Origin of the sequence: Pseudoruegeria sp. SHC-113 (genome assembly GCF_025376885.1) — a bacterium.
In the GTDB taxonomy this organism is placed as follows: Bacteria; Pseudomonadota; Alphaproteobacteria; order Rhodobacterales; family Rhodobacteraceae; genus Pseudoruegeria.
Genome location: NZ_JAHUBR010000001.1, coordinates 1,026,821 through 1,039,973, shown reverse-complemented (window position 1 = coordinate 1,039,973; position 13,153 = coordinate 1,026,821). Strand labels below are relative to the sequence as shown.

Sequence of the window (13,153 nt, the reverse complement as noted above, 5' to 3'; positions counted from 1 at the left end):
CGCCCGCCATGGGGCGGGCGGGCGCGTGTCTGTTTCTAGCGAAACAGACAAAAAAGAGTTAAGCACTCCCCCCCTTCAACAACCTTGCCGGAGGAAACACTTCCACCACAGGCCCGCCAAGGCCTTGGGCATAGCCCGCGATCTGGTCTTCAACCACACGTGCGTCGGCTTCCGGCCAAGCCCCATTTTTGATGAAGCCCGCCTCGGCCAGCGCCCGCCCCATCGCCGGGAAATCGACACCGGTATAGACCTCGTTAAAACTCACCCGCTCGGCTTCAAGCGCCCAGTAATTGGTGCCGCAGTCCACAATCACCGGCTCCGTTTCGGCAAAACGCGACAGCTGCAGAACGAAATCCTTGTAGATGTCGCCTGGCCGGCGGATCAGCAGCGCCACCCGTGCGCCCTTGGGCATGACAAAGGCCGCGAGGTGCAGCGCGGAATTGTCGGTGGAGATGATGCTGTCGGCCGCGCGGTAGGTGGCGAGCTGCTCGGTTATGTCATGGGCTTGGGGGTGGAAGATCTCGTAACCTTCCGCCACCAGCCGCTCCTCGATCAGCTGCTCCTGCAGAATGCGCCCGCGCTTGGAATAGAGCCGGCTGCGCGAGATGTAGATCTTGCGCCCCGCCCCAGTGGCCGTGCCCGCCTTCAGACGGTTGCGCACAAAGGCGCGGAACTCCGGCGCGCCGGCGATCATCTCGTGCACGCCGAACCCCTGCGGCGGCACCACGAGCCGCTCAAACCGCAAAGGCGTGTTGGAGGCCATCGGCGGCTTGCGCACCTTCAAGGCCTTCAGAAGCGGCAGGACGCCCGACAGCGCGTTGCGCGGGCGGGACTTTTTCGCTTTCGGGAAGAAGTAGAGCCCGGCGATCTGCACATTGGGCTGGTCCAGATACCAGAGCCGCCCAAGGGACTCGCACAGCGCGTGGCCGAAATGGCCATAGGCCAGCCCCGCGAACAGATGGGTGCCGGGGATCGTCTCGGCGATCTCGCTTGCGTCGGGAAAGCCCGTGGGCAGCGTCGTGGGCCGCCCGAAGGAGCGCAGGCATGTTGCGGCGTCGCAGAGGGTGCCATCCGGGTAGAACACCCCCGCAGGCCGCGCGATGCCGCGTTTGCGCTCCGGCCCCCAAGGCACAACAACGGCATTTTCGATCACTTCAACGCCGGGCAATAACAGCGCCTGCGGGTCAAACGCCTCAGCCATCGCTCGGCAATCCTTTGCTCCACTCATTCATCACAATGCATCCGATCAGGCAAAAGCCGGCAGGCGCAGCGCGTCGACAAGCGCGGCCTCCTCGGCGAAATCCAGCAGGCAGACATGGGCGCCCCCGAGCGACAGCCGCAGGCCTTCGCCCTCGGCCACAACCTCCGGCGCGGCGGGCCAGCTTTCGAGGTTCAACACGTCGCCCGGTTTGAACCCGGTGACCCGCGTCAGCCCGCCATAGGCGATGTGCAAAAGGCTCGCGTCGCTGCCCAGGGTGATGTCGTTTTCGCCGGAGCCGACGTGGATCACGTCCTTGCCGCTGTCCGACACCACCCGGTTGCGCCCGGGGCCGGTGTGGATCTGGCTTGCGCCGGGGCCGTCGAAGATCACATCGTTGCCATGGCCGCCGTGGATCACGTTCTTGCCCTCGCGGCCGTGGATCTCATCGTTGCCGGTGCCGCCGTGCAGGTAATCCGCCCCCTTGCCACCGAAGAGGTAGTCATGCCCCTCGCCGCCCTCGAAATGGTGGCGCGACTTGGAGCGTTTGGAGCGCGCGATCAGGCGATCATTGCCCTTGCCGCCCAGAAACCGCGCGCCGTCATATTTGGGGCCGTACATCACGTCATCGCCGTTGGAGCCCGTCACATCCACCACCACGCGCTCGCTGGTTTCAAACTCGATGGGGCTTTCGGGGTGGGCGACGATGGCGATGCGGCGGGGCTCATCGCGGGGCTGCTCGTTGCGAGCCACGACGGTGGCGATGCGGATCTTCTCCACGTTGGCAGGCGCGCGCAGCACGTAATCATCCGGCCCGCCCATGTACCAGAGCGTATCGGTGCCGCCGTCCTTTTCCTCTTCGATCTTCTCGGCATCCGCGCCATAGGCCCAGTAATCATTGTTCGCCACCCCGCCACGCAGGACCACGGTGCCATCCACCGCCATCATCGCGTTCACGCCGCTGGCCGGATCCTCCATGCCGCGCAGATCGAGCCCCAGCTCCAGCGCCCCGCGCACAAGCTCGCTACGCAGCACCTCGATGGGGGCGGTTTCGATCAGGTTCTCCGTCTCGCCGGGGTCATTCTCCACGTCATAGACATGCTCTTCGCCGTTCGGGTAGCGGAAGTAACGCAGGTGCTGCAGCCCCTCCACCGAAGGGCGCACCGAGAGTGTGCCGAAGACGCAGGTGATCGGGGATTTGCTGGTGTCAAAGCTGCCGAAGCTCTCATCGATCAGCGGCAGCAGGCTCTGGCCCGAGGTCCAATGCGTGCGCGGCGGCAGCCCTGCAAGCTGCATGATCGTCTTGGGCAGATTGTGCAGCGAGACCGGCAGCGCAATCTCCTGCCCCGCCTTCATCCGCGGCGACCAGATCCCGAGCGGCACATGGGCGGCGCTGTCCCATTGGCTCATCTTGTGGAAACTGTCGTGGTTGCCGAGGTTGAAGCCATTGTCGGACAACAGCACAACCGTGGTGTTCTGCCCGATGGGCGAGGCCTCCAGCGCGTCGAGGAAACGGCCCAGCTCGTGATCCATGTGGGAGCAGGCGGCGAAATAGCCGCGCACCACCTGCCGCCAGCCGTCCTCGCCCGCGCGTTCGGGGGTGAACTGGCCATTGGCGATATAGGCCGCTTCATAGACGGCCATGTTGGAGGCGGGGCCGTGGAAATCGGCCTCTTCGGCGATGTCGGGCCAGCGGATCTGGCTCGCGTCATACATCTGGTAGAAGCGATCCGGGCAGACGAGATCGTAATGCGGGTGCTGGAAGCCCAGCTGGATCAGGTGACGCTTCTTTGGATCGACCCGAGCGAGGTGATCGATGGCGTTCTGCGCCACCCAATAATCATAGAGCCGATCATCCTGACTGCCGTCGTCCTCGGGGTGGTTGATGCCCTTGATGCCGGGGCCGGTGTGCCAGTATTCCTTGTAGCCCTTGCGGTTGCCACGCGCCTGCGCGGGGGCGTCGGTGTGGAAGAGCACGCGGCGGTAGGCCTCCGGCATCGGCTTGTAGGTGCCATCCGTCTTGCCGGTGGTGAAGGTTTCAAAACCGGCCCGGCGCAGATCGTATTGCCAGCCTTCGGTGGGCGGCAGCACATCGCGCCAGAGCCGGTTGAGATCCACAAGCCCGGTGCGAAACGGCGAAAGCCCGGTGGCAAGCTCCGCGCGGCAGGGCGCGCAGAGCGGCACGGTGGCATAGGCGTTTTTGAAGCGCACGCCCCGCGCCATGAAGCGATCGAGGTTCGGCGTCTGGATGCGCACGCCAAAGGCTTCGCGCCATGTAAAGACGTCGATCAGATCGTCGATCCAGATCACTGCGATATTGTCGGTGGCGACGGAATTCGCGTCAAAGCCCATCGGTGAAAACCTCGCGCAGGTAGGTGGCCAGCCGGGCGCGCACCGGGGCCATGGCGGGGGAGAGGATGTCGCGTTCTGGAAAGGCGATGACATCGGCGATGGCGGCCGCGCCTTGGGTTTTCAGCATGCCCGCGCTGTCGCGGCGGCACCCGATGAACAGCTGCGCCGCGCCCTCGGCGATTGCCCCCGGCCAATCCAGCTTGCAACTGCGCCCTGCCGCATCGGCATAAGTTGCGCCCGCGCTATCCCAGACTAGAAAGCTCAGGCGTAGGCCAGAGGCCGCAGGCACGGTCTGAGCCGGATCGCCATCGCGATTGGTCAGGCGCAACCCCTCGCCGCGATCCTCGAGCACCAATGTGCTGGCGCCATCCCCCGTGGCTATCGCGCAGAGCGTGCCTGAAATTTTCCCCGCTTTCGCGGAGTCAGAATGGACCACCGCAAGGCTCACGCAGGTTTTGATCTGGCCAAGATCAGCCACAAAGCCAGCGTTTTTGCGCGGCGGGAAAACGAGGAAGGGCTGACCCGCGATCTCGGTCAGGCCGCAAAACTCTGTGTTGCCATTGGCCGCGCGGGCGACATCTCCGCCGCAACGTGCGCGAAGGGATACAACGCCTTCGTCCTCCTGCTGGAGCAGGCTGGACTCGGAACTGAACCAAAGGCCGCCTTGAGCCGCCACGATTTCGGTCAGTGGAAGGGCCTCCGGGTCGAGGCATGCAGACGGCGCCACCTTGGAAAGATCCCCGAAGCTCATCTGACCTCCAGTATCGCCGGCAAGGCCCACCGACGCAGGGTCGGGTCTTCGGCGCAGCGCCAATCGTCGCACAGCAGCCCACCGCTTCCCCGAGCGTAGGACAGAGTGAGCGGCGCAGTGCCCTTTGCCTTGTACGAGAGAACAAGGCTTCGCGGATCGTCCTCCGCAATCGCCACCCCTGACAATGCGAGTGTCTTGCCTTTGGCATCGGTCAACACGAAACCGCTCTTGCCCGCGACCGGAAACTTAGCGTTGGCCTCAAGATGCAAGGTGCCAAGCCCTTCCGCGGTCACGCGTATTCGCCCGGCGTCCACACGTTCGGCCAGCAACAGACGCGGTGCCGCCCACGGAGTACCTGCGAGACGGGCGCAAAGCACATGCGCCTCCAGAGCAGCTGCGGCGCGCGCGCCGGCCTCCGTGTAGCGACCGTAGCCGTCCCGCTCGAAAGGGTAGTCCGGCCCGGCAACAGAAAGGGTCGTGGCTGCGGGAAACACGGACAGCGCCCAATGTTCAGCGACCCGCGCTCCGCTCTCATCGCAACGAAGCAGGAAAAGAGGTTCGTGCAGGCCCAACTCGCCGATGAACCCCGTGATCTCGGCCACCAGCGCGCGGATCCCGGCCTCGTAGGAGGCGGCATCGCTCAGAACGTCCTCCGCGCCGAAATCGATCGTCACCGCCAGCACGCGCGCCGGGCGGCCCAACGTGGCGGCGGCGGCTGTGAAATTGTGGATCGCCGTCTTGAGGTTGTCCAGCGCCAGCCCCGACGCCAGATCCTGCGCCCGATGGGCGCTTTCGGTCTCGGCGCGCGCCACGATCAGCGGCAGGCTCTGCCCCTGCGCCTGCCGCATGGCCAGAAGCGCGTCGGCCACCAGCGCGTCCTGCGTGGCTTCACGCAAAGGGTGCAGCAGATCGGTTTCCGGTGCAGGCTCCACGCCCGCCATGCCAACGGCGCCAATGTCATCATCCGCCGACACCACATGGCAGGGAAAGGCCAAGGGCAGATCGCGCCCCATGGCGCGCCGCGCGCCGCCGATGGAGAAGAGGCCCAGCATCGGCCCTGCGCCATCGGCCAGCACGCCTCCACCGCGCAGATGCGCGCGGAAGCCGCGTGGGTGATCATAGGGGGGGATGCGCGCGTCAAAGCGCAGCCAGTCGCCTTCGGCGGTTACATTCCAGCAATCGAGCCCGGCCACATGAGGCGGAAGGTTTGCAGGCCGGGGCACTGAAATCCCCAACCGGGCGCGCAGGTCGGCGAGGGTGGAGTCTGAAAGGCGCAGGCTGACTCCGGTGGAATCATGGGCGATCAGCACGCCACCTTCAACGCGCAACAGAACTCCGCCGTTATCTCCGCGAAACACGCCCGCTCTTCCCCCGTGGCCGTTGCTGCTCCGCACGCCCGCCGTGCGTTGCGTGCCCTTTTGTGGGTCAGCCTAGGCGGCTTTGCGGAAATGATAAAGAGCGCGAAAGCCTTCCGCGCCCTTCTTGGCAGCCAGCGTGGCCGCCCCGCCATTCCCGGCTCTGCTCAGAGCCCTTCAAACAGCAAGGCCACCGCCTCCGCACCCGGATCGTTGTGGCCCGCAAGGGAGGCCTCGGAGATGTAGCTCGCGCGGCCCGCCTTGGCCTTGGTGATCTGCGCCGTGGCATCGGCCCCGGCGCGCGCTGCAGCAGCCGCCGCCGCCACGCCCTGCGGCAGGGCGTCGAGCGCAGGGGCGAGCGCGTCGATCATGGTGCGATCCCCCACTTGCGCGCCGCCGACCTGCTGCACGCGCGCAAGGCCTGCCTTCAAAGCCTCGACAGGCCCGGCCCCATTGGCCGAGGCATCGCCAGCCGCGGAGAAGAAGATCGCCAGCAGCACGCCGGAAGAGCCGCCCATCGTCTGGCTCAGCTCAAGGCCGATGGCGCGGTAGAGCTGCGTGAGATCGGCGAGCGGCAGCCGGTCGGTGCTGGCCACCAAGGCGCGCGCCGCCGTGGAGAGCGTGGAGCCCGTATCGCCGTCGCCCGATTTCGCGTCCAGTGCGTTCAGCGCGGCTTCGGCCCCGATCATCAGCGTGCAGCATTTCGCCAGCAGCGCGGCGTTGCCTGCGTGTTTGCTGGGCAGCGGCTGGATCGGGGAGAGCCCGTCGGGCAAGGGGCGCACGTCCACATCGCCAAAGCCCTGCATGCCGGGCCATGCACCGGGGGCCACCGCACTGCGCAGCGCCTCCTCCTGCACGGGCGAGACCGACAGCAGCGAGACGGAGAAGCCGCGCATATCGAGCGAGGTCATCAGGGGCGCGGGGCCGATCATCCAGCGGATCTGCCCGCCGATCTCGGAGCGTGCCAGTTCCTCGGCCAGAACGCTCATCTCCAAAGGCGTCGCACCGCCGAGGTTGTTCAGCAGCGCCACATAGGGCCCCTTGCCCGCGCGCGGCGCAAGCTTGCCCACAACGAGCGACATCGCGTGGCGCGCGCCTTCGAACTGCACCTGCTCGATGCCCGCTTCGCCGTGGATGCCAAGGCCAAGCTCGGCCATGCCCGCGCCGATGCGATCTTCCTTCGGGGAGCCGGGGATGGTGCAAGTATCGAGCGACATGCCGATGGAGACGACATTGTCGATCACCGCCTGCGCGGCATTGGCGACGGTGTCCAGATCCGCGCCCGCTTCGGCCAGATGGCCTGCGATCTTATGCACGAAGAGCGTACCTGCCACGCCGCGCGGCTGCGGCAGATCGGGCAGCGCCACGTCGTCGTCCACGATCACCATGCGCACCTTGATGCCGAAGGCCCGCGCGCGCTCCGCCGCCAGCCCGAAGTTCAGGCGATCACCGGTGTAGTTCTTCACGATCAACAGGCAGCCCGCCTTGCCGGAGACCGCAAGGATGCCCGCCAGCACCGCGTCCACCGAAGGCGAGGCGAAAACATCGCCGCAGACCGCCGCCGTCAGCAGCCCGCGCCCGACGAAGCCGGCGTGCGAGGGCTCATGGCCGGAGCCACCGCCCGAAACGAGCGCGACCTTGGATTTGTCCCAATCGGTGCGCACCACGACCTTGATGTGGGGAAACCCGTCGAGCCGCGCCAATCGCCCGCCTGCGGTGCGCAACGCGCCCTGAATGGCCTCGGTGACAAGATCTTCTTTGGCGTTGATGAACTGTTTCATGCTCAGGCTCCCGTCGTCATGCACGCGCCGGTGGCGTCGAAATAAAGGGGGGATTGCGGGCGGATCGTGATCTCGTCGCCATGGGCGAGATGGCTGTGCACCTCCGTCGTGGTGACGACCTCATGGCCACCAAAGCGCAGGTGCAGGCGCGTCTGATCGCCAAGGTGCTCGACCCGCAGCACGGTGGCGGGCTGGCCTTCGCCCTGCAGGATATGCTCGGGCCTGAGGCCGATCGTCTGCGCCCCGCTGGGCGCACCGGGGAAGAGATCCGCCGGCAGAAGGTTGATCTTGGGCTGCCCCAGCCGTGTGGCCACATAGGTGCTGACGGGGTTTTCGTAGATCTCGCGCGGGGTGCCGAACTGCACAAGCCGGCCCTCCTCCAGCACGCCGATATGGGTGGCCATCGTCATCGCCTCGATCTGATCGTGGGTGACATAGAGCATCGTTGCGCCCAGATCGGCCTGAATGTGCTTGAGTTCCACCCGCAATTCGGCGCGCAGCTTGGCATCAAGCGAGGAAAGCGGCTCGTCCATCAGGTAAATCTGCGGCTGGCGCACCAGCGCGCGGCCGATGGAGACACGCTGCATCTCGCCGCCAGACAGTTCGGTGGCCTTGTTATCGAGCTTGTGCGGGATGCGCAGCTTTTCGGCCACCTCCTGCACCTTGCGCGCGATCTCATCCGCTGGGGTTTTCAGCAGCGGCGATTTCAGCGGGAAGGCGAGATTGTCGCGCACGGTGAGATGTGGATAGAGCGAATATTGCTGGAACACCATGGCCACATCGCGCTGCGCAGGCGTGTAGTCGAGCACACTATGGCCGCCGATGGAGATATCGCCCGCATCGGGCCGATCCAGCCCCGCGATCAGGCGCAGGGTGGTGGTTTTGCCCGCGCCCGTGGGGCCAAGAAGCACCACGAAGGAGCCATCGGGCACCACCATGGAAACATCTTCCAGCGCCTGCGTGTCGCCGAAGCGTTTGGAGACGGCGTTCAGAATGACTTCAGACATCGGCCACATACTCCTTGTTCAGCGCGCTGCGCAGGGCGCGGCCCGAAGGCTTGTCAAACAGCGTGATGCGCTCCGGCGCGAAGGTGAGGCCGACGGCCTCGCCTTCCGTCACATGCTGGCTGGAGGGGATGCGCGCCTTCACATCACCATGAGGTGTTTGCACGGTGACGATCTGAGTGGTGCCGAGATACTCGGTGGCGTCGATGCGCCCCCGGTAGGGGCTGGCGTCGGAGAAGCCGATGTGCTCGGGCCGCACGCCGAAGACGAGATCCCCCTGCCCCGCGCCGATCTGTTCGGGCACGGCAAACTCCGCCTCGCCCAGCGCAACGGACGTCTGACCGGGGCGCACGGCGCCTTTGAAATCGAGGAAGTTCATCGAAGGCGCGCCGATGAAATCGGCGACGAACATGGTGGCGGGCTTGTCGTAGATGTCCTGCGGGGTGCCGAACTGCTCTACCACGCCGTGGTTCATCACCACGATCTTGTCGCCCATCTGCATGGCCTCAAGTTGATCGTGGGTGACGTAAACAGTGGTTGCCCCCATGCGATCATGCAGCGCGCGCAATTCCTCGGCCATATGCTCGCGGAACTCCGCATCGAGCGCGCCGAGGGGTTCGTCCATCATGAAGGCCTTGGGGTTGCGCACGATGGCGCGGCCCAAAGCCACGCGCTGGCGATCCCCGCCCGAAAGCCCGCCCACAGGGCGATTCAGGATGCCTTCGATGCCGAGGATCTTGGCCACCTCAGCGACTTTGGCATTGGCTTCGGCCCGGCCCATCCCTTGGCTGATGAGCGGGTAGCGCAGGTTCTGGCCCACTTTCATATGCGGATAGAGCGCAAACATCTGGAAGACGAAGGCAATATCGCGCTGGCTCGCCGGGCGCTGGCTGACCTCTTCGCCGTCCAGATAGATTTCGCCGGAGGTGGGGAGTTCCAGCCCCGCGATCATGCGCAGGGTGGTTGTCTTGCCGCAGCCCGAGGGCCCCAGCAGCATGAAAAACTCGCCATCCTCGATGGTGAAGGAGGAAGATTGCACGGCGGTGAACTCGCCGAACATCTTCTGCAGGTTCTTGATGATGATCTCGGCCATCTCTTACTCCGGGAAATGGCTGACGATGATGAACATCACCGTGCCCACAAGCGTGACGATGAAGGAATAGGTGTACATCCAGAGCGCGAAGGGCTGCATCAGCATGAAGACGCCCAGCGCGATGAGGATCGTTGCCACCATTTCCCATGGGCCGCGGCGCAGGCGCAGCAAACCGTTGATGAAATTGCTCATTTGCGAACCGCTCCGAAGGTGATGCCACGCAGCAGGTGCTTGCGCAGGAGGATGGTGAAGACCATGACCGGCAGCAGGAAGATCGTGGCGCCAGCGGCCACGGCGGGCCAATCGAGGCCGCCCACGCCGATGATCGTTGGGATGAAGGGCGGGGCCGTTTGCGCGGTGCCCGAGGTCAGCAGCACAGCGAAGGCGTATTCGTTCCAGGCAAAGATCAGGCAGAAGATCGCGGTGGAGGCGATGCCCGTGGCCGCCTGAGGCAGCACCACTTTGTAGAAGGCCTGAAAGCGGGTGTAGCCGTCGATCAGCGCCGCTTCCTCGTATTCGGTCGGGATCTCGTCGATGAAGCCTTTCAGCAGCCAGACCGCGAGCGAGATGTTGACCGCCGTGTAGAGCAGGATCATGCCCAGATGCGTGTCCGATAGCCCCAGCGTGCGGTACATCAGGAAGATCGGGATGGCGACGGCGATGGGTGGCATCATCCGCGTGGAGAGGATGAAGAACAGCAGATCGTCTTTCAGCGGGATCTTGTAGCGGCTGAAGGCATAGGCCGCGAGCGTGCCAAGGAAGATGCTCAGGAAGGTGGAGCCAAACCCTATGATCACCGAGTTCATGAAGCGCTCGCCAAACTTGCTTGGCCCCACGATCACCATGTCGCGGTTGCGTACGATTTCCTCGGCGAAATTGGCGGGCGGCGGCAGCGCGGCCAGATCATCGGGCGACACGCGGGTGCGGGTGGTGAAGAGGTTCACATAGCCTTCGAGCGAGGGCTGGAAGATCACTTTCGGCGGGTAGCTGATCGAATCCGGCGGCGTCTTGAAGCCCGTCATCAGGATCCAGACCAGCGGCATCAGCGTGATAAGCGCGTAGAGGATCACGAGCGTGCCGGCGAACCACTTCTGGCGCGGCGAGGGGTCGGTGATGGAATAGCTCATCTGTCTTTCACCTTGTTCAGCGCCTTCACGTAGATCGAGGCAAGCCCGAAGACGGTGACGAAAAGGATGATGGCGAAGGCCGAGGAATAGCCGGTGCGCCATTTCTCAAACGCCTCGCGTTTGAGGTTGATCGAGGCCAGCTCGGTGGTGGAGCCCGGCCCACCCCCAGTGAGCTGCACCACGAGATCGAACATCTTGAAGTTCTCGATGCCGCGGAAGAGCACGGCGAGCATGAGGAAGGGCATCACCATCGGCACGGTGATCGTCCAGAACTGCCGCCACTTGCTGGCGCGGTCGATCGCAGCGGCTTCGTAGATGTAATCGGGGATCGAGCGCAGGCCGGCGAGGCAGATCAGCATCACGAAAGGCGTCCACATCCACGTGTCCACGATCACGATGGCCCATGGCGCAAGCTGCACCGATCCGAGCATCTCGAAACTGGAAGGATCCGCCCCGGTGAAGAAGGCGACGATGTAGTTAAACAGGCCGATCTGGGGCTGGTAGAGAAACGTCCAGAAATTGCCCACAACGGCGGGGGAGAGCATCATCGGCAGCACAATGATCGTCGTCCAGAGATCATTGCCCTTGAACTTCCGGTTGATCAGCCAGGCCAGCGTGAAGCCGATCAGCACCTGGAAGAAGATCGTCCAGAACAGGAAATGCGCCGTGGCCTGCATCGACAGCCAAATGTCGGAGTCGGTGAGGATGCGTTCGTAGTTGCGCAGGCCGATATACTCGACGTCCCTGTTGGGCCGGTTGGCCCGGAAGTTGGTGAAGCTCAGGTTGATCGTCCAGATCAGCGGGAAAATGTTGACCGCCAACAGCAGGAATATCGTGGGCGCAACGAAGATCCACGCGATGGCCCTGTCCGACAGGCCGCGCACCTTGCGCGCCAGCGGCGGGGGCGTGGCCTCGGCCATGCGGGTGATGGGTGACTCTGACATCTCGCATCCAGTTGAAAGGCAAAGGGGGAGCGCCCGCCCGCGCCATGCCGGCGGACGCCCTCGGGATCAGGCGGCCCGCCGTGCTGGCGGGCCACCCGGGAGAGTTCGGTGCGGCTTAGAGTTTGCCTTCGTCTTCGAAGGTTTCCGTCCAATCCTCGATCAGCAGGTTCAACGCCTCTTCCGCCGTGCCCTGATCGGCCACGATGTAGTCATGCAGGCGCTTCTGCATCGCCAGCAGCAGTTCGGCATAGGCCGGCTCCTGCCAGAAATCCTGCACGTTTTGCATGGCTTCGAGGAAGTCCCCCGCAAAAGGCTGGCTGTCCACGAAGCCCGGATCGTTCAGCACGTCGTTATGGGCAGAGTAGCCACCCAGCTCCCACCAACGGGCCTGGATCGCGGGATCGGCGAACCACTTGATATACTCAAGCGCTGCGTCCTGCTTCTCGGAGTAGCTGACGACCGAGATGCCCTGCCCGCCCAGCGTGGAGCCTGGCTGGTTCTGCGGCGGGTTGACGAAGAAGTCGATCTTGTCGCCGCCCACGTCCGGATCCTGATAGAGGCCGGGGAAGAAGGCGAACCAGTTCATCGCCATCGCCACCTGCCCGGATTTGAAGGCATCGAGCGATTCCCCCATGTAGGAGTTGGTGTAGCCCGGCGGGGTGCAGCATTCATAAAGCGCCTTGTAGAACTCCAGCGCCTCGATGGCTTCGGGCGAGTTCACCGCCCCTTCCATATCGTAGGAACCGGGCTCGTTCTCATACTTGAAGCCCCAGGCATAGAGCGCGCCAGTCGCGCCCATGGTGATGCCTTCCGAGCCGCGCTCGGTGAAGATCGAAGCGCCGTAAACGGTGTTGCCGTCGATCTCACGTCCCTGGAAGAACTTGGCGATCTCCATCAGCTCTTTCTGGCTTTTGGGCTCGCCCAGCTCGTTGCCGGTGGCTTCCTTGTAGGCCGCGCGGATCTCTTCGTTTTCAAACCAGTCCTTGCGGTAGAACCAGCCGTTCGCATCGCCCATGGCGGGCAGCGCGTAGTAGTTCGGGCTGCCTTTGGGCCATGTAGAATAGGCGTAGACGGTCGCCGGGGCGAAATCGTCCATGCTGATGCCTTCGGCGTCGAAGAAATCGTTGAGCTTCACGTAGTGGCCGTTCTCGGCACCGCCGCCGATCCACTGGCTGTCGCCGATCAGCAGGTCACAGAGCTTGCCGCCGGAGTTCAGCTCGTTGAGCATCCGGTCCGCGAAGTTGGGCCAGGGGATGAACTCGAAGCTCATCGAATGGCCGGATTTCTCCTCGAAATCCTTGGACAGTTCCACCAGCGCGTTGGCCGGATCCCAGGCCGCCCAACAGAGCGTCAGATCGTCGGCCTGTGCGGCGGAGCCGAAGCCGGCGGCCGCGAGTGCCAAGGCGGAAACGGCAGCTTTTGTCTTATAGGTCATTTTATCTCCTCCCAGAATGGAAGGCACGCCCGCCCCGCCGAAACCATGGCAAAGCGATTCCCTCGTGCCTAATGTATGAGTTATCTGAGGTACGCCCCTCACGTCTAGAATTT

Annotated in this window: 11 protein-coding genes; all 11 read right to left on the bottom strand. The window is 64.4% G+C overall.

All coding sequences use genetic code 11. The annotated features are described in order from the left end of the window. Positions 1-58: 58 nt before the first annotated feature. The 11 genes from KVX96_RS05125 to KVX96_RS05075 all read right to left on the bottom strand — a co-directional run bounded on the left by KVX96_RS05125 (position 59) and on the right by KVX96_RS05075 (position 13,040). On the bottom strand, positions 59-1,201 hold the full coding sequence (locus KVX96_RS05125) for a glycosyltransferase family 61 protein (RefSeq protein ID WP_261193229.1): 1,143 nt from the start codon (positions 1,199-1,201) through the stop codon (positions 59-61). 45 nt (positions 1,202-1,246) lie between these two features. Next, positions 1,247-3,550 (bottom strand): sulfatase-like hydrolase/transferase, encoded by a 2,304-nt coding sequence (locus tag KVX96_RS05120; protein ID WP_261193228.1) that lies wholly within the window; start codon positions 3,548-3,550, stop codon positions 1,247-1,249. Continuing rightward, positions 3,540-4,301, bottom strand: a complete 762-nt coding sequence (locus KVX96_RS05115) for a hypothetical protein (RefSeq protein ID WP_261193227.1) — start codon at positions 4,299-4,301, stop codon at positions 3,540-3,542. The genes KVX96_RS05120 and KVX96_RS05115 overlap by 11 nt, the downstream gene beginning before the upstream one ends. Next, positions 4,298-5,659, bottom strand: a complete 1,362-nt coding sequence (locus KVX96_RS05110; protein WP_261193226.1) for a hypothetical protein — start codon at positions 5,657-5,659, stop codon at positions 4,298-4,300. The genes KVX96_RS05115 and KVX96_RS05110 overlap by 4 nt, the downstream gene beginning before the upstream one ends. A 164-nt stretch (positions 5,660-5,823) precedes the next feature. Then, positions 5,824-7,437 (bottom strand): dihydroxyacetone kinase subunit DhaK, encoded by a 1,614-nt coding sequence (locus tag KVX96_RS05105; RefSeq protein ID WP_261193225.1) that lies wholly within the window; start codon positions 7,435-7,437, stop codon positions 5,824-5,826. A 2-nt stretch (positions 7,438-7,439) separates the two neighbouring features. Further along, entirely contained in the window at positions 7,440-8,444 is a 1,005-nt protein-coding gene (locus KVX96_RS05100) for an ABC transporter ATP-binding protein (RefSeq protein ID WP_261193224.1), read from the bottom strand. Then, a complete protein-coding gene (locus KVX96_RS05095; RefSeq protein WP_261193223.1) occupies positions 8,437-9,534 on the bottom strand; it encodes an ABC transporter ATP-binding protein in 1,098 nt (365 codons plus the stop codon). The genes KVX96_RS05100 and KVX96_RS05095 overlap by 8 nt, the downstream gene beginning before the upstream one ends. 3 nt (positions 9,535-9,537) lie before the next feature. Further along, positions 9,538-9,726, bottom strand: a complete 189-nt coding sequence (locus tag KVX96_RS05090; RefSeq protein ID WP_261193222.1) for a hypothetical protein — start codon at positions 9,724-9,726, stop codon at positions 9,538-9,540. Continuing rightward, positions 9,723-10,661, bottom strand: coding sequence for a carbohydrate ABC transporter permease (locus tag KVX96_RS05085; RefSeq protein ID WP_261193221.1), 939 nt, complete (start codon positions 10,659-10,661; stop codon positions 9,723-9,725). Before KVX96_RS05085 ends, KVX96_RS05090 begins: the two co-directional genes overlap by 4 nt. Next, entirely contained in the window at positions 10,658-11,605 is a 948-nt protein-coding gene (locus KVX96_RS05080; RefSeq protein ID WP_261193220.1) for a carbohydrate ABC transporter permease, read from the bottom strand. The genes KVX96_RS05085 and KVX96_RS05080 overlap by 4 nt, the downstream gene beginning before the upstream one ends. Before the next feature lie 115 nt (positions 11,606-11,720). Continuing rightward, entirely contained in the window at positions 11,721-13,040 is a 1,320-nt protein-coding gene (locus KVX96_RS05075; RefSeq protein ID WP_261193219.1) for an ABC transporter substrate-binding protein, read from the bottom strand. Between the last annotated feature and the right edge of the window lie 113 nt (positions 13,041-13,153).

What these genes read in the sequence shown, in the direction of transcription:
- KVX96_RS05095 (WP_261193223.1), bottom strand. Translation starts at nt 9,534, where the DNA reads ATGGCCGAGATCATCATCAAGAACCTGCAGAAGATGTTCGGCGAGTTC.
- KVX96_RS05115 (WP_261193227.1), bottom strand. Translation starts at nt 4,301, where the DNA reads ATGAGCTTCGGGGATCTTTCCAAGGTGGCGCCGTCTGCATGCCTCGAC.
- KVX96_RS05100 (WP_261193224.1), bottom strand. Translation starts at nt 8,444, where the DNA reads ATGTCTGAAGTCATTCTGAACGCCGTCTCCAAACGCTTCGGCGACACG.
- KVX96_RS05125 (WP_261193229.1), bottom strand. Translation starts at nt 1,201, where the DNA reads ATGGCTGAGGCGTTTGACCCGCAGGCGCTGTTATTGCCCGGCGTTGAA.
- KVX96_RS05120 (WP_261193228.1), bottom strand. Translation starts at nt 3,550, where the DNA reads ATGGGCTTTGACGCGAATTCCGTCGCCACCGACAATATCGCAGTGATC.
- KVX96_RS05080 (WP_261193220.1), bottom strand. Translation starts at nt 11,605, where the DNA reads ATGTCAGAGTCACCCATCACCCGCATGGCCGAGGCCACGCCCCCGCCG.
- KVX96_RS05075 (WP_261193219.1), bottom strand. Translation starts at nt 13,040, where the DNA reads ATGACCTATAAGACAAAAGCTGCCGTTTCCGCCTTGGCACTCGCGGCC.
- KVX96_RS05085 (WP_261193221.1), bottom strand. Translation starts at nt 10,661, where the DNA reads ATGAGCTATTCCATCACCGACCCCTCGCCGCGCCAGAAGTGGTTCGCC.
- KVX96_RS05105 (WP_261193225.1), bottom strand. Translation starts at nt 7,437, where the DNA reads ATGAAACAGTTCATCAACGCCAAAGAAGATCTTGTCACCGAGGCCATT.
- KVX96_RS05090 (WP_261193222.1), bottom strand. Translation starts at nt 9,726, where the DNA reads ATGAGCAATTTCATCAACGGTTTGCTGCGCCTGCGCCGCGGCCCATGG.